The organism is Belnapia moabensis DSM 16746 (genome assembly GCF_000745835.1).
In the GTDB taxonomy this organism is placed as follows: Bacteria; Pseudomonadota; Alphaproteobacteria; order Acetobacterales; family Acetobacteraceae; genus Belnapia; species Belnapia moabensis.
Window position 1 is genome coordinate 1 of the sequence record NZ_JQKB01000026.1, and the last position, 18,490, is coordinate 18,490.

General features: G+C 71.5%; 17 protein-coding genes. 7 read left to right on the plus strand and 10 right to left on the minus strand.

Annotated features, from left to right (window positions below; translation table 11 throughout):
* Positions 1 to 286: 286 nt before the first annotated feature.
* The 3 genes from EP26_RS34940 to EP26_RS16885 all read right to left on the minus strand — a co-directional run bounded on the left by EP26_RS34940 (position 287) and on the right by EP26_RS16885 (position 3,100).
* Positions 287 to 1,123 (minus strand): hypothetical protein, encoded by an 837-nt coding sequence (locus tag EP26_RS34940; RefSeq protein WP_157033592.1) that lies wholly within the window; start codon positions 1,121 to 1,123, stop codon positions 287 to 289.
* 220 nt (positions 1,124 to 1,343) lie between these two features.
* The gene (locus tag EP26_RS32085) at positions 1,344 to 2,615 is read right to left on the minus strand and encodes an AAA family ATPase (RefSeq protein WP_052389296.1); all 1,272 of its coding nucleotides are present in this window, start codon (positions 2,613 to 2,615) and stop codon (positions 1,344 to 1,346) included.
* Positions 2,612 to 3,100 carry a hypothetical protein gene (locus tag EP26_RS16885; RefSeq protein ID WP_157033593.1) on the minus strand — a complete coding sequence of 163 codons (489 nt, stop codon included), beginning with the start codon at positions 3,098 to 3,100 and terminating at the stop codon, positions 2,612 to 2,614. The genes EP26_RS32085 and EP26_RS16885 overlap by 4 nt, the downstream gene beginning before the upstream one ends.
* A gap of 272 nt (positions 3,101 to 3,372) precedes the next feature.
* On the opposite strand from EP26_RS16885, the gene EP26_RS16890 reads away from it, so the two are divergent.
* Positions 3,373 to 3,867 carry a hypothetical protein gene (locus tag EP26_RS16890; protein ID WP_052389297.1) on the plus strand — a complete coding sequence of 165 codons (495 nt, stop codon included), beginning with the start codon at positions 3,373 to 3,375 and terminating at the stop codon, positions 3,865 to 3,867.
* Here the strand turns inward: EP26_RS16890 and EP26_RS16895 are convergent.
* Complete coding sequence (locus EP26_RS16895; RefSeq protein ID WP_043340317.1) at positions 3,848 to 4,912, minus strand: trypsin-like peptidase domain-containing protein; 1,065 nt, start codon at positions 4,910 to 4,912, stop codon at positions 3,848 to 3,850. The two genes, EP26_RS16890 and EP26_RS16895, sit on opposite strands and share 20 nt — an antisense overlap.
* 32 nt (positions 4,913 to 4,944) lie before the next feature.
* The gene (locus EP26_RS16900) at positions 4,945 to 5,664 is read right to left on the minus strand and encodes a hypothetical protein (protein ID WP_043340215.1); all 720 of its coding nucleotides are present in this window, start codon (positions 5,662 to 5,664) and stop codon (positions 4,945 to 4,947) included.
* On the opposite strand from EP26_RS16900, the gene EP26_RS16905 reads away from it, so the two are divergent.
* The 5 genes from EP26_RS16905 (at position 5,663) to EP26_RS16925 (ending at position 10,263) form a co-directional block, all read left to right on the plus strand.
* Positions 5,663 to 7,987 carry a heavy metal translocating P-type ATPase gene (locus tag EP26_RS16905; protein ID WP_043340217.1) on the plus strand — a complete coding sequence of 775 codons (2,325 nt, stop codon included), beginning with the start codon at positions 5,663 to 5,665 and terminating at the stop codon, positions 7,985 to 7,987. The genes EP26_RS16900 and EP26_RS16905 overlap by 2 nt on opposite strands.
* Entirely contained in the window at positions 7,984 to 8,385 is a 402-nt protein-coding gene (locus EP26_RS16910; protein WP_043340220.1) for a MerR family transcriptional regulator, read from the plus strand. The genes EP26_RS16905 and EP26_RS16910 overlap by 4 nt, the downstream gene beginning before the upstream one ends.
* Positions 8,379 to 8,579, plus strand: coding sequence for a heavy-metal-associated domain-containing protein (locus tag EP26_RS16915; protein WP_043340222.1), 201 nt, complete (start codon positions 8,379 to 8,381; stop codon positions 8,577 to 8,579). Before EP26_RS16910 ends, EP26_RS16915 begins: the two co-directional genes overlap by 7 nt.
* 32 nt (positions 8,580 to 8,611) lie before the next feature.
* Positions 8,612 to 9,613: a tryptophan--tRNA ligase gene (gene trpS, locus EP26_RS16920; protein WP_043340319.1), complete on the plus strand. Its 1,002-nt coding sequence runs from the start codon at positions 8,612 to 8,614 to the stop codon at positions 9,611 to 9,613.
* A 62-nt stretch (positions 9,614 to 9,675) separates the two neighbouring features.
* Positions 9,676 to 10,263, plus strand: coding sequence for an ABC transporter substrate-binding protein (locus EP26_RS16925; RefSeq protein WP_043340225.1), 588 nt, complete (start codon positions 9,676 to 9,678; stop codon positions 10,261 to 10,263).
* On the opposite strand, the gene EP26_RS16930 is transcribed toward EP26_RS16925, so the two are convergent.
* Genes EP26_RS16930 through EP26_RS16940 form a run of 3 tightly spaced genes read right to left on the minus strand, consistent with a single transcriptional unit; the run spans position 10,264 to position 15,735 of the window.
* On the minus strand, positions 10,264 to 11,454 hold the full coding sequence (locus EP26_RS16930; protein ID WP_052389298.1) for a TolC family protein: 1,191 nt from the start codon (positions 11,452 to 11,454) through the stop codon (positions 10,264 to 10,266).
* Between the two features lie 8 nt (positions 11,455 to 11,462).
* Positions 11,463 to 14,594: an efflux RND transporter permease subunit gene (locus EP26_RS16935; RefSeq protein WP_043340227.1), complete on the minus strand. Its 3,132-nt coding sequence runs from the start codon at positions 14,592 to 14,594 to the stop codon at positions 11,463 to 11,465.
* Positions 14,595 to 14,601: 7 nt separating this feature from the next.
* The gene (locus EP26_RS16940) at positions 14,602 to 15,735 is read right to left on the minus strand and encodes an efflux RND transporter periplasmic adaptor subunit (RefSeq protein WP_157033594.1); all 1,134 of its coding nucleotides are present in this window, start codon (positions 15,733 to 15,735) and stop codon (positions 14,602 to 14,604) included.
* Between the two features lie 227 nt (positions 15,736 to 15,962).
* Between EP26_RS16940 and EP26_RS16945 the strand changes: the two genes are divergently transcribed.
* A complete protein-coding gene (locus tag EP26_RS16945; RefSeq protein ID WP_043340229.1) occupies positions 15,963 to 16,709 on the plus strand; it encodes an SDR family NAD(P)-dependent oxidoreductase in 747 nt (248 codons plus the stop codon).
* Here the strand turns inward: EP26_RS16945 and EP26_RS16950 are convergent, their stop codons facing one another.
* Together EP26_RS16950 and hpnK are read right to left on the minus strand one after the other, a co-directional pair.
* Positions 16,710 to 17,675, minus strand: a complete 966-nt coding sequence (locus tag EP26_RS16950; protein WP_043340237.1) for a lysylphosphatidylglycerol synthase domain-containing protein — start codon at positions 17,673 to 17,675, stop codon at positions 16,710 to 16,712.
* The gene (gene hpnK, locus EP26_RS16955; protein ID WP_043340239.1) at positions 17,672 to 18,472 is read right to left on the minus strand and encodes a hopanoid biosynthesis-associated protein HpnK; all 801 of its coding nucleotides are present in this window, start codon (positions 18,470 to 18,472) and stop codon (positions 17,672 to 17,674) included. The genes EP26_RS16950 and hpnK overlap by 4 nt, the downstream gene beginning before the upstream one ends.
* Positions 18,473 to 18,490: the final 18 nt, after the last annotated feature.

The following is an 18,490-nucleotide window of genomic DNA, read 5'->3' on the forward strand; positions in this document are numbered from 1 at the left end:
CTTCAAGGCATGGACCTCGCCCCGTAGCTCGTTGAGCTGGTCGCGCTGCTGCACAGGAAGGCCGATTGGATCCGAGGTCATGGGTGCCACCCGCTGCTGGATCCTAGCACCATCGGCCGAAGCACTGGCGAAAGGGAACCACCCAAATCAAGTCTACCTGCCGCTGCTGATGTCGCGGGCCAGAGCGGTGCTGGATGGATTCTGGGAGAGCCTCCAAAGCGGCCATGAGCCAGCCTCCCGATCACATGCGATAATGCCGAATTACCACAGGTTAGCCGGGCTTGCCTCATTTGGGGTCCAGCTCGCAGCCCCAGTCCTCGGCATCCAGATCCAGCTCGATGGACAGGCGGCGCATGGACTCTGCCATATCGACCCCAAGGGCCAGCGCATTCTCGGGGGCTCTCGCCCGCCTAGCATCATCGGCGATCTTCCGGTGGTGCGCCTCGCAGGCCGGGCACATGCCTGCTACCAGTTCCATGAGCGGCATATCGTATGGGTCCGACTGCCGAGCCCGCGGGATGCTGTGCGTCGCGGTGTGGCGGCAGACATGCTCCACCGTCACCTCCACCATCCGACGCCCAGGTTTCGCCCTCATTTCCGCCCCTGTCTTCGCGGAGCCGGTTCCAGCCGCGGTGGTGGGGGTGGTGCCACCTTCGGCTTGAGAGCCCCTAACAGGCGCAACGTGGTGCCCTGCTGGACCACCTTCACCGGGCCGGCAGGCACCATGGGCACGATGGGCGCAGGCTTTGCCGCTGGCTTGCCCTCTGGAGCCTTCCGCGCCTTGACCGGGGGTTTGTAACCGCGGGCTTGGCCGCTGCCGCCTCAGCAGCCTTCCTGGCGGCCTTCTCGGCAGCCAGGCCTCACGGGCCGCGATCGCCGCCCGGAACTCCGCCGCCGCGTCGCGGGGCGCAGGCCGGCAGAAGATCGGCTGGCCGAGCTTGTTGACCCCCACCAGCAGGGCGGTACCGGTGCGCTCATGCACGACCGGGCGCAGGTCGGGCTGCCCCTCCATGGGTTTGACCTGGGCCGCGGCGCGCTTGAGGCGGGAGTACTCGCCGAACTCCAGCACGATGCCCCAGCGCTGGAATAGGAAGCGGCAGAACTTCCACGAGTGCTTCTCCACCACCCAGCCATCCCAGGGTAACTTGCGCTGTATTGCGCCATATCTGCGCCATATCCCCTCCGGGCGGCGTTCTGCGCCATATGATCGCGCCAAATAATCCTTCTCCGAGGGAGAAGGATTATTTGGCGCATATGGCGCAAGCCGCCCTCCGGCCCCCGGTTTGCGCCATATTGCGCCATATGCGCCCCGAACCCCCGGATATGGCGCAAACCCAACTGCATCAGACCGGCCGCCGTTTGGAACGATCCACATACAGACCGGACACCGTTTTCCGCTGCCGGAAATCGGTGTAATCCCGCACAACTAGCAGGCCGTTCTTCAACCATGTGGTGACGATGGCTTTCGCTTGGGTTTCATTCATGCCGAAGCGCTTCACCAAGTAATGGCCAAGCCACCGGGTCGCCCCGCCCTTGGCGCTGTCGGTGTAGCGCTCGCCCGGACCAGGGCCGCCGCGATCGATCTCGGCCAGCGCCTCATCGACATCTGCATCCGAAAGGCGCGAGAACACTCCGGCGGGCTGGTAGGACTCCACCGCCTGGACGTTATCCCCCTCGGGATAATCGGGAGTGCCATTGCCGAGGTTGACGCTCCGCAGGCGGAACCAGCGCGCCTTGTCCCGCGGCGACAGGTTGGCCTTGGCGCGGGCCAGCCGGGTGTAGAAGGGCCGCTCATCCTCCGCGATGCCGGAGGTCTCCGCGCTTTTCTCATCCATCGGCGTGAGGGTGTAGGTCACCCGCGAGGCGTTGGTGAGAGCGCCGGCACCGCGCGAGGCTTCGGCATTGCCGGCTTCGGCCCCTTTGCGGGTATGGTGCGAGGCCAGCATGCCGGCCCCGGTAGCCTGCCCGACCCGGATGATCGCCCGTGCCGCTTCGTTGACCTGGGCGTTGTCGTTCTCGTTGAGCATGTGAGCATTGACCCAAGGGTCAACCATCACCGCGCCGATCCCCTCCTCGCGCACGAAGTGGGTCATCGCCTCCTCATCGGGGTAGACCATCTCGCCCGAACTCAGCGCGGCGAGCACCAGAGGCGCCTCCCGGCCGAACCGCACGAAGACCCGGCCCCGCAACTCGTCCACATCCAAGCGGTGGTGCCGGGCGAAGGCCGCCGTCAGCCGGTCGAACTCGTCTTCCGAATCCTCCAGCGAGCAGAACAGCACCCGGCAGCCGCCGGCATGCACGCGATCGCCGAGCAGTGGGCGGTTGCACGCCAGGGAGAGGCCGATTCCCATCGTCAGGGAGGTCTTCCCGACGCCGCCGGGAGCGGCCAAGACGGTGAGGTACCGCCGCAGCAGCAGGTCGCCATAGAGCCACTGCCGGGGCGGGATGCTCCCCGGATCGGGGAAGCGCGCCGGGCGGAACAGGGTGCTCCCAGCACCGCCCGGATGGACGGTGAAGGGGTTCTGCTTGCGGGGCTCGGGCTCCTCCCAGTACTCCGGGTTCGCCCGCTCGGGGTGAGGGGAGGCGCGAAAAGCGGCGAGTTCCTCCTCGGTCATGCTGCCCTCCGCGACCCGGAGGTCTCGGCCCGCTGCCAACGGAGCAAACGCTCCGCCGCCTCGTGGGGCTCGATCCCCAGGCGGAAGGCCACCAGCCCGGCCAGCGTGCCGCCCTGGACGGTCTCGCTGTGGACCTGCCGCCAGCCGGTCCACCAGACCCGGCGCAGCCGCCAGTAGCCGGTCCGCCGGTCGATCAACGCCCCGACGCTCGGCCAGGTATTGCCGAACAGGGACACGAAGCCACTCTGGCTCTCCGGCCACCAGATCAGCTCGCCGGGGCGCCAGTCATGGCAATGCAGCGGCAGGTCGATCCACCGCATCACCACCGGGAGGCGGGCCAGACCGATGCGGTCCCAGGCGGTCAGGGTAGGGCGGTCCTCCGCCCGTGCCATCGAGGCCCGAATCCAGTCGTCCGGGCCGTTCAGCGGTGTGTCGCCCCGATCCGCATCTGGATCGTCAACGTAATGGACAGGTTCGTCGTGCATGACAGCCAACTCACATCGAGTTGCGGAATCGATGTGTTGAAAGCGCAGCGATCTTCTGCCATAAGCGGGACGAGTGCTAGTTTTCCCGCGTGTGGAGAAGTCTGCACCTTCAACACACCACAGTTCAGACGACGCCTACGGACCCTCCCTTCCCCAAGGGAGGGTTTCGGCGTTTTAGGGGACTCGTCAGCTAAACGGCATGGGGCTATCTCCCGGTTGGACCGTTCACAACTCCTCTAGCAACGACCTGCGCCATCCTCCCCGGATGGGGCGTGACGGGGACGGTGCTGACCGCCGTACAATCGACCCTCGCCGCGGGCGGCCAGCCGCTCGCCGGCCCCTTCGCCGCCTGCGGCATGATGCTGATCGGCGTCATCGCCCAGCGCGGCTTCCGCCACGTCGCGCCGCGGCGGGCGGTGCGGATCGGCCTCGGCATCCTGCTGCTCGGCGCCGGGCTGACCTTCCTCGGCGCGACGGGGGCCGGGATGGCGCCGCTCCTGCTCGGCGGCGCCGTGGTCGGCATCGGCACCTATGGCTTCGTCTATCCCGGCGGTCTCGCCGCGGTGGCCGAGGCCGCCTCGGGCGAGGAGCGGGCGCGCGCCGTCGCCGGCTATTTCGTCCTCGCCCATCTGGGCTTCGGCGCGGTGCCGCTGCTGGTCGGCCTGGCGATCGATACCTTTTGCGCCGGGCCCGCCCTGGCGGGGAGCTGGCTGGCCTTGCTCCTCGCTGCCTGTCTGCTGTGGTGGATTACTTTTCGCAGCGAATGAAGAGCGTGCTGCGGTTGGCGATCTCGCCGACATCGGCCGCGCCGCGTTCCGGCCCGCTGCTCTCCGCCACCTGCGGATTGAGGCCCGCACGACGAAGGAAGACCTGCGCCGCCTCCCCCTTCACCGCGAAATTGATGTTCTGCGCGATATCCCCGGTGACACGGGCGATGCGCTGCGCATTCAGCTTCGAGACGACGACGCCGAGGATATTGCCATGCATGTCGAGCAGCGGCCCACCCGAGTTGCCCGGCTGCACCTCGGCGCTGATCTGGTACTGGTTGCGGTTGTCGGCGAGGCCGGCGAGCCCGTTGACCTCCCCCCGCGTCAGCTTGGCATCGGAGGAGAGCAGCCCCGCCAGCGGGAAGCCATAGGCGACGACGCCATCGCCCCGCCGCACCGCCGGCCCGCTGCGGAAGGGCAGCGCCGGCCCCGGCAGCCCCGGCACCGCGAGCAGGGCAAGGTCGAGATCGTTGTCCACCCGCGCCGGCGGCACTGCGGCAAGCCAGCGCCCATCCGGCGCGCGCATGACGATGCGGTCGCAGCCATTCACCACATGCTGGTTGGTCAGCACCCGGTCGGGCGCGACGAGGAAGCCGCTGCCGGTCGAGACGTTGCGGGCATTCTGGTTCGGCCGCTGCTGCGGCACGTTGGAAGGCGGCGGCACCACCGCAGCGGTGGCCGGCGCCGGCTTGCCCGAGGGCAGCGGCCGGCTCGCCGCCTCCAACGCCAGCTCGCGGTTGGCGCAGATGTCCTGGTTCTGCAGCATCGCCTCCCGCCCATCCTCCAGCACCAGGCGGAGGTCGAAGCGGCAGCCGGCAGCCTCGGCCGGGTTGACGCGGAAGCCGCCGCCCGGCGCCAGCGGCCGGTCGGGCGAGAGCAGGTTGCGCCCCCAGTCGCTCGCCGCGCCGCGCGGCGTGCGGACGGCGTTCAGCTCCTTCGCCGGCACGCCGGTGCGGTTCACCACATGGAAGGGCTGTCCCTGGGCCAAGGCAGCGCCCGGCAGGAGCAGGAGGAGGAGCAGCGCGAGGCGGAACGGGTGCGGCATGGCTGGGGATGTCGGACGCGGGCGCGGCATAGTCAATCGCCCGGGGCGTGACGCCGCAGCGCCTCGGCCAGCGCCCCCACCATCGCCGCCGCGGCGGCCGCCCCGCGCGCGCCCATCGGCTGCGGCACCGCCTGCCAGCGGCCGGGGAAGGCGGCCTCCAGCTCCGCCCGCAGCACCCGCGCCACGCCAAGGCCGATCACCACCACCCCCGCCGGCCCGAGCGCCGGCAGCACCACGCCATGATGCAGCCGCCAGCTCTCCCGCAGCGCCGCGCCGTAAGCCGCCGGCGACACCCGCGCCCCGCCCGGCCCGGCGACCGCCACCAGCGAGGCATCGGTCAGCCAGACCCCCCTTCGCCGCAGCCGCTCCAGCAAGGCGAGCTTGGCAGCAAGCCGCGCCTCCACCGCCGGGAAGGCCGCGCGGGTCGGCGCCGTGCTGCCCTCGGCCGCGGCAAGCAGGCGCCAGTATTGCGGCGTCCCTGCATTGCGGGCCACCGCGGGCGCCAGCGAAGGCTCGCCATAGGCCGGGCAATAGAGATGCCGCACGAAGCCCGCCACCATCGGCCAGCCCGGCGCCGGCCCCAGCGGCACCGCCAGCTCCTCCGCCGAGCCCGCCATATGGCTCTCAGCCAGCAGCAGCAGGCGAAGCCGCTCCGGCCGCCAAGCCTGGCGCCAGGCCTCGACGGCGATGGCAACCTCTGGCGGTTCCAGCCCTTGACCCTCCCATTGTGGGAGGCCCCATATCCCCGCCATGCCCGAAGCACCCCTCCCAGCCACTCTCGGCCTGCCCATCGCCGGCATGACCTGCGCCACCTGCGCCCAACGGGTGGAGCGGGCATTCGGTCGCGTGCCAGGCGTGCTTTCCGCCCGGGTCAACCTGGCGACGGGGCGCGCCGCCATCGAGGGCACGGCGCCCCTCCCGGCGCTGATCGAGGCCGTGACCAAGGCCGGCTACACCGTGCCCGAGGCCCGCTTCGACCTCGGCATCGCCGGGATGACCTGCGCCACCTGCGCCGGCCGGGTGGAACGTGCCCTCCGCCGCCTCCCCGGCGTGCTGGAGGCGCAGGTGAACCTCGCCGCCGAACGCGTCATGGTCCGCGCCGTCGCCGGCACCGAGGAAGCCGCGCTGGCCGCCGCCATCCAGCGCGCCGGTTACACGCTCCGCGAGAGCACGCCGGAGATCCGCGCCGCCGAGGGCAGCCGGGAGCGGCGCGACCTGCTGCTGGCCGCGCTGCTGACCGCGCCCTTCTTCCTCGGCATGATCGGGATGGCATTCGGCCAGGACTGGATGCCCGGCGGCTGGGTGCAGCTGGCCCTCGCCGCGCCGGTGCAATTCTGGCTCGGCGCCCGCTTCTACCGGTCGGGCTGGGCGGCGCTGCGGGCCGGCACCGGCAACATGGACCTGCTGGTGGCGCTCGGCACCAGCGCCGCCTTCGGCCTATCACTCTGGGGGCTGCTGCAAGGCTGGCATCACCTCTATTTCGAGGCGAGCGCGGTCGTCATCCTCTTCATCCTGCTCGGCAAGTATCTCGAGGCCCGCGCCCGCCGCGCGACCGGCGCAGCGATCGAGGCGCTGCTCGCCCTCCGCCCCCGCACCGCCCGCCGCCTAGTCGATGGCGCGGAGGAGGACGTCCCCGCCGCCGCCCTCGTCATCGGCGACCGCGTCGTCACCCGCCCCGGCGAGCGCATCCCGGCCGATGGCCGCATCGAGGAGGGCGAGGCCGGCATCGACGAGAGCGCGCTCACCGGCGAGAGCCGCCCTGTCGCGCGTGGCCCCGGCGATGCGGTTTCCACCGGCACCATCGCCCTCGACGGCCGGCTGGTGGTGGAGGTCCGCGCCGTCGGCGCCGAGACGGTGCTCGCCCGCACCGCCGCCCTGGTCGCCGCCGCCCAGGCCAGCCGCGCCCCGGTGCAGCGGCTGGTGGACCGGGTGAGCGCCGTCTTCGTCCCCGCCGTGGTCGGCATCGCCGCGCTGACGCTGATCGGCTGGCTGCTCGCCGGCGCCGGGGCCGAGGCCGCCGTGCTGCGCGCGGTCGCGGTGCTGGTCATCGCCTGCCCCTGCGCCCTCGGCCTCGCCACCCCGGCCGCCATCATGGCCGGGACCGGCGCCGCCGCGCGGGCTGGCATCCTCATCCGCGATGCGGAGGCGATCGAGCGGGCCGGGGCCATCACCCTCGTCGCCTTCGACAAGACCGGCACGCTGACCGAAGGCCGCCCGCGCCTAGCCTCGGTCACCACCGTGCCGGGCGTGACGCAGGCCGAGGCGCTGCGCCTCGCCGGCGCCCTGCAAGCCGGCAGCGAGCACCCGCTGGCCCGCGCCGTGCTCGACCGCGCCGGACCAGCGCTGCCGAAAGCCACCGATTTCCGCGCCCTGCCCGGCCGCGGCGTCGCCGGCACCGTCGAGGGCCGCGCCCTGCTGCTCGGCAGCCCCCGCCTGCTGGCCGAGAGCGGCGCCGACCCGTCCGGCCTCGCCGTCCCCGCGACGATGACACCCGCCTGGCTGATCGAAGGCACCCACGTCCTCGCCCTTCTCGCCTTCGAGGACACCGAGCGGCCGGGCGCCGCCGTCGCCATCGCCAGCCTCGCCCGCATGGGCGCCAAGACCGCCATGCTGAGCGGCGACAGCCCTGACGTAGCGGCCGCCGTCGCCACCCGCCTCGGCATCGCGGAGGCCGCCGCCGCACTGCTTCCCGCCGACAAGGCCGGCCGCATCGCCGCCTGGCGCGCGGAGGGCGAGCGCGTCGCCATGGTCGGCGACGGGGTGAACGACGCCCCGGCGCTCGCCGCCGCCGATCTCGGCATCGCCATGGGCAGTGGCACCGACATCGCCATCCAGGCCGCCGGCATCACCCTGCTGCGGCCCGACCCGGCGCTGGTGCCGGCGGCGCTCGCGGTGACACGGCGAACGCTCAGGACCATCCGGCAGAATCTCGGCTGGGCCTTCGGCTACAACCTGATCGGCCTGCCGCTCGCCGCCTTCGGCCTGCTCTCGCCCATGCTGGCCGGCGCGGCGATGGCCTTCTCCTCCGTCTCCGTCCTGGCCAATGCCCTGCGTCTGGCGAGGTGGCGCCCATGACCGCTAGCATCGGCGAGGCCGCCCGCGCCTCCGGCGTCTCGGAGAAGATGATCCGCCACTATGAGTCGATCGGCCTGCTCCGCCCCGCCCGCGAGGCGAACGGCTACCGCCGCTACGCCGAGGCCGACATCGCCGTGCTGCGTTTCATCCGCCACGCCCGCGACCTCGCCTTCCCGCTGGAGGAGGTGCGGCGCCTGCTCGCCCTCTGGCAGGACCGGGGCCGGGCCAGCGCCGAGGTCCGCGCCATCGCCCTCGCCCATGTCGCCGCGCTGGAGGAGAAGGCCGAAAGCCTCCGCCGCATGGCCGAGAGCCTCCGTCACCTGGCCGCGCACTGCCACGGCGATGCCCGGCCCGACTGCCCCATCCTCGATGGTCTGGAAGGAAAGCACCCATGTTGACCCTGCATGTCGAAGGCATGAGCTGCGGCCATTGCGTTCGCGCCGTGACCGAGGCCATCCGCGCGCTCGACCCTCGGGCGGAGGTCGCCATCGACCTCGCCACCGGCACCGTCCGGGCGGAAACCGGGGCCGAGCCGAAGGCGGTCACCGCCGCCGTGGAGGAAGAGGGCTACAAGGTCACAAGCGCCGCTTGACCTGCGGGTCCGGCGGGTGGATCAACCGCGCCATGCAGCGCGTCTTCTCCGGCATCCAGCCCTCCGGCATCCCGACCCTCGGCAACTACCTGGGCGCCATCCGCAACTGGGTGCCGTTGCAGGAGACGCATGACGCGATCTATTGCGTCGTCGACCTGCACGCCATCACCGTCTGGCAGGACCCCAAGGAGCTGGCGGCCCAGACGCGGGAGATGGCCGCGGCGCTGATCGCCTGCGGGCTCGACCCGAAGCGCTGCATCCTTTTCATCCAGAGCCATGTCCACGCCCATGCGCGGCTGGCCTGGATCTTCAACTGCGTCGCCCGGCTCGGCTGGCTGAACCGGATGACCCAGTTCAAGGACAAGGCCGGCAAGGACCGCGAGGCCGCCTCCTCCGGCCTCTATGTCTATCCGAACCTCATGGCCGCCGACATCCTGGCCTACAAGGCGACGCTGGTGCCGGTCGGCGACGACCAGAAGCAGCACCTGGAGCTGGCCAACGACATCGCCGAGAAGTTCAACCACGACTTCTCCGCTGAGGGCTTTTTCCCTCGCATCGAGCCGCTGATCCAGGGCGTCGCCGCCCGCGTCATGTCGCTCCGCGATGGCACGAAGAAGATGTCGAAGTCGTCCCCCTCCGACCAGTCGCGCATCAACTTGACCGACGACGCCGACGCCATCGCGTTGAAGGTCCGCCGCGCCCGCACCGACCCGGAGCCATTGCCCGAGGCGGTTGCCGGGCTCGAAGGCCGCGCCGAGGCGCGCAACCTTGTCGGCATCCTTGCCGCCATCACCGGCACCACGCCCGATGGCGTGCTGCGCGAGCATGGCGGGAAGGGCTTCGGCGCCTTCAAGGAGGTGCTGGCCGAGGCGCTGGTCGCGCATCTCTCGCCGATCCAGGCCGAGATGCGCCGCCTGCTGGACGACCCGGCCTCGCTCGACGCTGCGCTGCGCCTCGGCGCCGACCGGGCGGCGGCCATCGCCGACCCCATTGTCACCGAGGCCGAGCGCATCGTCGGCTTCCTGCCGCGGTAAAGCCTGATGTGATCCCGGTCCCGGATCGCAGGCCGGGGCCACCCCATGCTAGAGGGCGCCGCATGAACACGCCCTCCCGCCGCACCCTGCTCGCCGCGCTCGCGGCCCTCTCCCTCGCTCCCGCCGCCCGGGCGCAGACGGCGCCGATCGAGCGGCTCAACGCCGCCCTGCTCGATGTGATGAGGAACGCCCGCAGCCTCGGCGTCCGCGGGCGGGAGCAGCGGCTGCGGCCGGTGATGGAGCAGGTCTTCAACCTGCCGGCCATGACGCGCATCGCCGTCGGCCCGTCCTGGACCACCATCTCCCCGGCCGACCAGCAGGCGCTGGTGGCGGCCTTCAGCGACTGGTCCATCGCCACCTATGCCAACCGCTTCGACGGCTATGGCGGCGAGAGCTTCGAGATCCAGGGCAGCACGCCGCGCCCGAACGGCGACGTGCTGGTCGAGACCCGCATCCTCCGCCCAAGCGACTCGCCGGTGCAGATCAACTACCTGCTGCGCGAGGGCCGCATCGTCGATGTCTACCTGACGGGCACGATCAGCGAGCTGGCCAGCCGCCGCTCCGAATTCGCCGGCCTGCTCCGCGACGGCGGGGCACAGCGGCTGGTCGCCGAGCTGCGGCGGCGGACGGCGGAGGCGCTGCGGGGCTGATCACAGCCCCGGCGCATACCCCACCGCCTGGTTGAGCCGCGACCGCGCCCGGCCGAGCTGCACCGCCGTCCGCGCCTCGGCGCCTGCGGCTTCGAGCTGGAGCTGCCGCACCCGGTAGAGGTCGAAGATGCCCGTCTCGCCGGCGCGGAAGGCCCGGCGTGCCGTATCCAACTGCTGATCGGCCACGGCGAGCCGCTGGCGCGCGATCCGCGCCGCCTCCTCCGCCGCGCGCAGCGCCTGCTCCGCCGCCAGCACCCCGGCCCGCACCAGCCGCTGCTGCTGGGCCAGCACCGCCGTGGCACGGGTGATGTCCGCCTCGGACGCTGCACGGCGCGGGGCATTCCGCGCCTCGGTCGCCAGCGGCACGCGTAGGCGCAGGCCGAGCGAGACGCCCTGCTCCGTCACGTTGCCGCTCTGGTTCTGGCCGAACAGGCCGAGCTCCGGGTTGTCGCGCGGCGTCACGGCCACCAGCCGCGCCTCCGCCTCGGCGCGGGCGAGGCTCGCCTCGGCGGCGACGAGCAGCGGATGGCTGGCACGGCGCGGCGCCGGCGGCTCCGGCGGCAGGTCGGGCTCGGCGCCGCCGGTCAGCGTGGCGTAGGTGGCCCGCGCGGCGATCAGCGCCGCCTCGGCATCGGCCAGGGCCAGTTCCGCCGCCAGCGTCTCGTTCTGCGCCAGCAGGCTGTCGGAGGGCGGGATGTCGCCAAGCTGCGCCCTGCGGCCCACGTCGCGGGCGATGTCCCGCGCCGTCGCCAGCCGGTCGCGGGCCAGGCGCTGCTCGCGCGCCGCCAGCACCGCGTTCCACCAGTATTCGCGCAGCAGCCCGGCCACTTCCAGCCGGCGCTGGGCGAGCTGGCGCTCCACTTCGGTGACGCCCGTCGCCACCGTGTTGCCGAGAGCGCTGCGCTGGCCCGGCAGCCAGAGCGGGGCCCCGACTTCAAGGTCGAATTGCAGCGCCTCGCGCGGCCCGCGGGTATCGGTGCGCCAGGCGCCGATCACGGCCGGGGAGCCGGCGATGGGTGAGCGCACCTGGGCACTCCGTGCCGCCACCGCCCCGCGCTGGGCGGCGAGGCCACGGCTGGCGGCATCGAGCGAGACTGCCTGGTCGAGATGCCGGGCGAGGAGCGAGTCGCCCTGCGCATGCGCCGCCACGGGCGCGAGCAGAAGGGCGAGCAGAAGCAGGATCGGACGCATCGTCGGCATCACTCGGCAGGCACCGGCTTGGCGCCGGCCGGGGCTGATGTTGCTTCGGCTTCCGCCTTCGGCAGGGCGAAGCGGGAGTAGAGGATCGGCAGCAGCACCAGCGTCAGCACCGTCGCCGTGACCAGGCCCCCGATGACGACCACGGCGAGCGGCCGCTGGATCTCGGCGCCCGGCCCGGTGGCGAAGAGGAAGGGCACGAGGCCGAAGGCGGCGATGGTCGCCGTCAGGATCACCGGCGTCATCCGCCGCTTCGCTCCCTCGCGCACCGCATCCACCAGCGACAGCCCCTCCTCGGCGATCAGCCGGTTGATGTAGGAGACCAGCACCACGCCATTGAGCACGGCGATGCCGATCAGCGCGATGAAGCCGACCGAGGCCGGCACCGAGAGGAATTCGCCCGAGCCCCAGAGCGCCACCACGCCGCCGATCACCGCGAAGGGCACGTTGCAGAAGACGAGCGCCGCCTGCCGCGCCGAGCCGAAGGTGAAGTAGAGCAGCAGAAAGATCATGCCGAGCGCGATCGGCACGACGACGGCGAGCCGCGCCGAGGCGCGCTGCTGGTTCTCGAACTGCCCGCCCCATTCCATGCGGTAGCCGGGCGGCAGCTCCACCCGCTGCGCCACTGCCGCCTGCGCCTCGGCGACGAAGCCGACGAGGTCCCGCCCGCGCACATTGGCGAGGATGGTGGCGTAGCGCTGCGTACCCTCACGGATGACCTGGATCGGCCCCTCCTCCTCGGCGATGCGCGCGACCTGCGAGAGCGCCACGGTCCGCCCGCCCGGCAGGGCGAGCACCAGCCGCTGCAGGTCGGTGGCGGAACGCCGCAGGCTGCCCTCGCCACGCAACATCAGCGGAATGCGCCGCTCCTGCTCCAGCACCAGCCCCATGTCGCGCCCGTCCACCCAGACGCGCAGCGCCTGCTGCACCTCGCGCACGTTGAGGCCGAGCCGCCCCGCGGCGAAGCGATCGATCTCGACGCGGAGGTACTTCATCCCCTCGTTGCGCAGGGCGAAGACATCGGAGGAGCCCTGGATGTCCTTCACCGTCTCCTCCACCTGGCGGGCGATCTTGTTCAGCTCGCCGATCGAGTAGCCGAAGACCTTCACCACCACGTCGCCGCGGGCACCGATGATCATCTCCTGCACCCGCATGTCGATCGGCTGGTTGATGGCGTAGGAGATGCCGGGGAAGGCATCGAGCACCTTGCGCACCTCGTTGATGACGAAGTCGCGGTTCTTCTTGTCGCGCCACTCCTCGCGCGGCGCGATGGTGAGGAAGAGGTCGCTGTCGTTCAGCCCGACCGGGTCGATGCCCAGCTCGTCGGCGCCGGCGCGGCCCATGATGCCGCGCACCTCGGGCACCCGCTGCATGATCTCGCGCTGGAGCAGCAGGTCGCTCTCGGCGGCCTGGTCGACATTGACGGTGGGGTGCTTGCGCAGGGTGACGACGGGCGTACCTTCGTCCATCACCGGCATGAAGGTGGAGCCGATGCGGCCGAACAGGAACACCGCCAGGCCCAGCCCGGCCAGTGCCGCGCCGCCCACTTTCAGCGGGTTCTTCATCGCCCAGGCGAGGAAGGGATCGTAGACCGCGTGCAGCTTGCGGACCAGCCACGGCTCCTTGCCATGCCCGCCCGCCGTCAGCACCGAGGCGGCGAGCGCCGGCACCACGGTGAGCGAGATCAGCAGCGCGGCGCAGAGCGCGAAGATGATGGTCAGCGCCACCGGCCCGAACAGCCGCCCCTCCAACCCCTGCAAGGAGAGCAGCGGCACGAAGACGGTGACGATGATGACGACGCCCGAGACCAGCGGCACCGCCACCTCCCGCACCGCCTCCAATGTCGCCTGGCTGCGCGCCTTGAGGTTCGGCTTGCCCTCCATGGTCGAGAGCCGGTGCGCCACGTTCTCCACCACCACCACCGCGCAATCGACCAGCAGGCCGATGGCGATGGCCAGGCCGCCGAGCGACATGATGTTGGCCGAGAGCCCGTAGAGCGACATCACCCCGAAGGTGGACAGCACCGAGAGCGGCAGGGCGAGCGAGACGACCAGCGCCGCACGCAGGTTGCCGAGGAAGAGGATCAGCAGCACGGTGACGAGGGCGATCGCCTCCAGCAGCACCTTCTGCACCGTCCAGACCGCCTTCTCGATCAAGTCGTTCCGGTCGTAGAAGATGCTGATCTTGACCCCCTCGGGCAGCGTCTTCTGGATCTCGTCGAGCTTCGCGGTGACGCCGTTGACGACGGTCCGCGCATTCGCCCCGCGCAGCCCGAGCACGATGCCCCAGACCGCCTCGCCCTCGCCGTTGCGGGTGACGACGCCGTTGCGCGCCAGCGCCCCGAACCGCACATCGGCGATGTCGCCGACGCGCACCACCCCGGTCGGGTGCGAGACGACGACGATGGCGCGGATGTCCTCCAGCGTGCGGATGCGCCCCTCGGCGCGCACCAGCAGCGCCTCCTCGCCGTCCTGCACGCGGCCGGCGCCGTCGTTGCGGTTGTTCTGGCCGAGCACCTCGGCCAGCATCGCGGTGGTGATGCCGCGCGCCGCCATCGCCGCCGGGTCGGGCGCCACCTCATAGGTCCGCACATGGCCGCCGAGGGTGTTGACGTCGGCGACGCCCGGCAGGCCGCGGAGCTGTGGGCGGATCACCCAGTCGAGCAGCGTCCGCCGCTGCATGGGCGAGAGCGTGCCGCCCTCCAGCGTGAACATCAGCATCTCGCCGAGCGGCGTGATGACCGGGGCAAGGCCGCCCGAGACGCCGTCGGGGAATTGCGATTCGAGGTCGTCGAGCCGCTGGTCCACCTGCGTCCGCGCCCAGTAGATGTCGGTTCCCGGTGCGAATTCGAAGGTCATCAGCGCCGTCGCATAGCGCGTGATGGAGCGGATGTTGACGAGGCCGGGGATGCCCTTCATCGCCAGCTCGACCGGGTTGGTGACCTGGGTCTCCAGCTCCTCCGGCGGCAGGCCGGGCGCCTGCATGGCCACCAGCACCTGGGTCGGCGAGACATCGGGGAAGGCGTCGATCGGCAGCTTGCGGTAGGCGTTCACCCCCCAGGCGATCAGGCCGAGCGTGGCGAGCGCGACGATCAGCCGCTGGCTCAAGGCCAGCGACACAAGGCGCATCAGCATGGTGCGGTCAGCCCCCGTAGATCTCGGTGAGTTCGGCCAGCAGCGAGAGGATGCCGCGTGTCGCCACCTGGTCCTCCGTGGTGAGGCTGGCACGGATGGAGACGGTGCTGGCGGTCTCGGCGATCACCACCACCGGCCGGGCGCGGAAGCCATGCGCGCTGCGGACGAAGACCCAGGACTGGCCCGCATGGCGCACCACGGCGCCGGCGGGCAGCCGCCATTGCGGCGTGCCGTTGGGGCGGAGCGCGACACTCGCCGTCACCACCTGGCCAGGCCGCAGCGCCTCCGCCCCGTCCGTGACCTCGACCACCGCGGCGAGCGATTGCGTGGTGGCATCCACCGCGCGGCCGAGCCGAATGACCTCGCCCTGCGCCGGCGTCCCCGGCACGCCGACGCGGGTGCCGGGGGTGATGGCGTTCGCCTGCGACAGCGGCATCTGCAAGGTGATCCAGAGCGGGTCGAGCTGGGCGATGCTGAACAGCGGCGCGGCGGGAGCGATGCGCTCGCCGGCCGTGGCGCGGACCTCGAGCACCACGCCATCGGCCGGCGCGCTGACGGTCAGCGCCGGGACCATGCGGCGCTGGTCGCGGACGGCGCTGATATCCACCTCCGCCATGCCGAGCAGCGCCAGCATCTGCTCGCGCTCCTGCAAGGTGGTGCGGGCATAGTCGTAATCGGCGCGGGTGGTCAGCAGGCGGCGCTCGGCGATGATGCGTTCGCGGTGCATCTGCTCGTCGCGGCGCAGCTTTTCGGCCGCCAGCTTCTCGGCCGAGAGGGCCTGAAGATAGGTGCGCTGCGCCTCCAGCAGGTCCGTGCTGCGCAGCCGGGCGATGGGCTGGCCCTCCTTCACCGGCTCGTTCGGCGCGACCAGGATGGACTCCACCAGCCCGGCCGCCGGGGAGGCGACGACGCGCAGCTGCTGCGGCGGCACGCTCACCGTGCCGGGCAGCATGGTCTGGGTGGTGCCCCCCTCAGCCTCGACGCGCACGACCTCGATACCGGCGGCGCGGTATTGCCGCTCGTCGATCGGGATCTGTACCTCGTTCGGCGCGGGTTCCACCCCCTGCACCGGCAGCGGGGCCAGCAGCAGCAGGGTGGACAGGGCGCACGCGAGAAAGGGCGCGCCGAGGGGTATTCGCACGGTCTATGCCTCCAGATGGGTCGGGAGGCGCATGGCTCAGCGCCCTATTTTAGCACCAACCGCCCGGGCGGTGGCACATCGGCTCAACAGGTGCCCATATGAATGGGAACATGCCACCTTGACGGTAGTCTACAGCGCCGGCCGACTGGCGGGAGATGGACAAACCGTAAGATTTTTCAATCCCCGGCCGCATTGGCCTCGATCACGCCCGCGCGAAGGAATGCATGATGATCGTCCTCGTCACCGGAGCCACGGCCGGATTCGGCCTCGCCATCGCCCGCCGCTTCGCGGCCGACGGCGCCCGCATCATCGCCGCCGGCCGCCGGCAGGAGCGGCTGGACACCCTGGCCGCCGAGCTGCCCGGCCAAGTCCTGCCGCTCGCCCTCGACGTCGCCGACCGGGCGGCGGTCGAGGCGGCCATCGCCGGCCTCCCCGCCGAATGGGCCGCCATCGACCTGCTGGTGAACAATGCCGGCCTCGCCCGCGGCCTGGCCCCGGCGCAGGAGGCCTCGCTCGACGACTGGGAGGCAATGCTCGACACCAACGTGAAGGGGGTGATGTACGTCACCCATGCCGTGCTGCCGGGCATGGTGAAGCGCAATGCAGGCCACATCCTCAACATCGGCTCGACCGCGGCAGAATGGCCCTATCCCGGCGGCAATGTCTACGGCGCCACCAAGGCCTTCGTCCGCCAGTTCAGCTACAACCTCCGCGCCGACCTGCACGGCACGAAGGTGCGGGTGACGGATATCGAGCCGGGCCTCGTCGGCGGCACGGAATTCTCGACCGTCCGCTTCGGCGGCGATGCCGAGAAGGCCGCCGGCGTCTATGCCGGGACCGACCCGCTGACGCCGGAGGACATTGCCGACATCGTCCATTGGGTGGCGACCCGCCCGGCCCGGGTGAACGTCAACCTGCTGCAGGTGATGCCGGTGGTGCAGAGCTTCGGCCCGCTCCGCGTCCACAAGGAATGATCAGGAGGGCTGCGGCACCATCCGCCGCTCCATCCAGACCCAGGCCAGCAGCCCCGGCAGGAAGATGATGAGGTCCCTCAGGCGGCGGGCGATGGCGAGCGCCGCCGCCGCCTCCGCCGGCAGGCCGAGCAGCAGGCCGAGGCCGAGGAACCCCGCCTCCTGCAACCCCAGTGCCCCCGGCACGAGGAAGGCGGCCGAGGAGAGCGCCTGGATCATCGCCTCGATCGCCACCGCCTCGGCGATGGAGACCGGGTAGCCGAGCGCCGCGAGCGCGATCCAGATCTCGAGCGACCCCGCCAGCCACCCGGCAAGCTGCCAGAGGAAGCACCCAGCAATCGCCCCCCGCACCTGCCAGATGCGCCGCGTCATCCGGTCGATCCTCGCCGAATGCGCGGCAATGCCGGGGAAGCGCCCCGCAGCCACCCCATTGAGCAGCCGCGCAAGCCGCGACAGGACATCCGCCCGCTGCGCCAGGATGAAGCCGCCCGCCATGGCAAGCCCGGCCAGCAGCCCGAGCCCGGTGGCACCCCAGCCGATCCCCGCCCCCGCCCAGGCCAGCAATGCGAGGCCGAGCAACGCGAAGCCAAGCTGGCTGAGGATGGAGATCGCCATATCCACCATCAGGCTCGCCGCCGCCGGCGCCACCGCGACGCCCTCGCCTCGCAGCAGCCTGTAGGAGGCGATCTCCCCCCCGATCCGCGCCACCGGCAGCAACCCGTTCACCGATTCCCGAATCCACACATTGGCTGTCATCGCCCCGAGCCCCGGCCGCCGCGCCCGCGGCAGCAGCAGCCGCCAGGCATGGCCGTTGAGCGCCATCGACGGCACATGCGCCAGTGCCGCCAGCACCAGCCCGAACCCGGCCGTCGCCAGCAACCCGCCGACCTCGCTGAGGTCCTGCTGCCCGATCAGCAGCAGCGCCCCGGCCAGCCCCCCGACCGCGAGCAGCAGCCCGAGCCGGCTCACGCCAGCATCGCCGCATAGCCGCCGGTCGCGAGTCCGGCGCAGGTGGCGCGAATCCGCGGATCGACCAAGGCCGCAAGCTCCTCCGCATAGCGATAACCCGGCGCCGCGCCGGGGAAGCCGCCCTCCGTCGCCGGATGGAAATACAGCTCGGTTACACCCGGCGGCAGCTTGGCCAGCGCCCCCGCCAACCTCCCCACGGTGAAGGCCCCCGTCCAGCCAAGCCCGACGACACGATCCGGCGCCCGCAGCCCATGCCGCGCCGCCAGCCGCCGCAGCCAGAGGATCAGTGGCGCCAGCGCCCGTCCCGCCCCCGGCTCATAGGGGATGCGCACCGTGCGGATGCCCGTGCGCGCCGCTTCGGCAAAGGCCATGGAAGCGATCACCGGATGCAGATGATAATGCTTATGCGCATTGAGGTGGTCGCATTCGAGCCCCGTCGCCCGGAAGGCCGCGCATTGCGCCGCAATCTCCGCCCGCAGCTGCGCCCGCGCGGCGCGAGAGACGGCGAGGCTGAGCCCAAGCCCCGCCATATCATCGCGGAAGCGCCCATTCGCCTGGACAAGGGCCGGAATCCGCTCCGGCGGCAGGGTCGGCGTGCCATCGGTCAGCGTCAGATGCAGCCCGACCGCCAGCCGCGGATTGCGCCGCGCCACCTCCACCCCCTCCGCCGCCGCCGGCTCGCCGACCATGAGGCTGGCCGCCGTCAGCACGCCCTCGCGGTGCGCCTGCTCAATCGCGGCATTCACCGGCCCGGCGAGGCCGAGGTCATCGGCATTGAAGATGAGGCGAGCGGTCATAACGATCCCCGGGCCAGG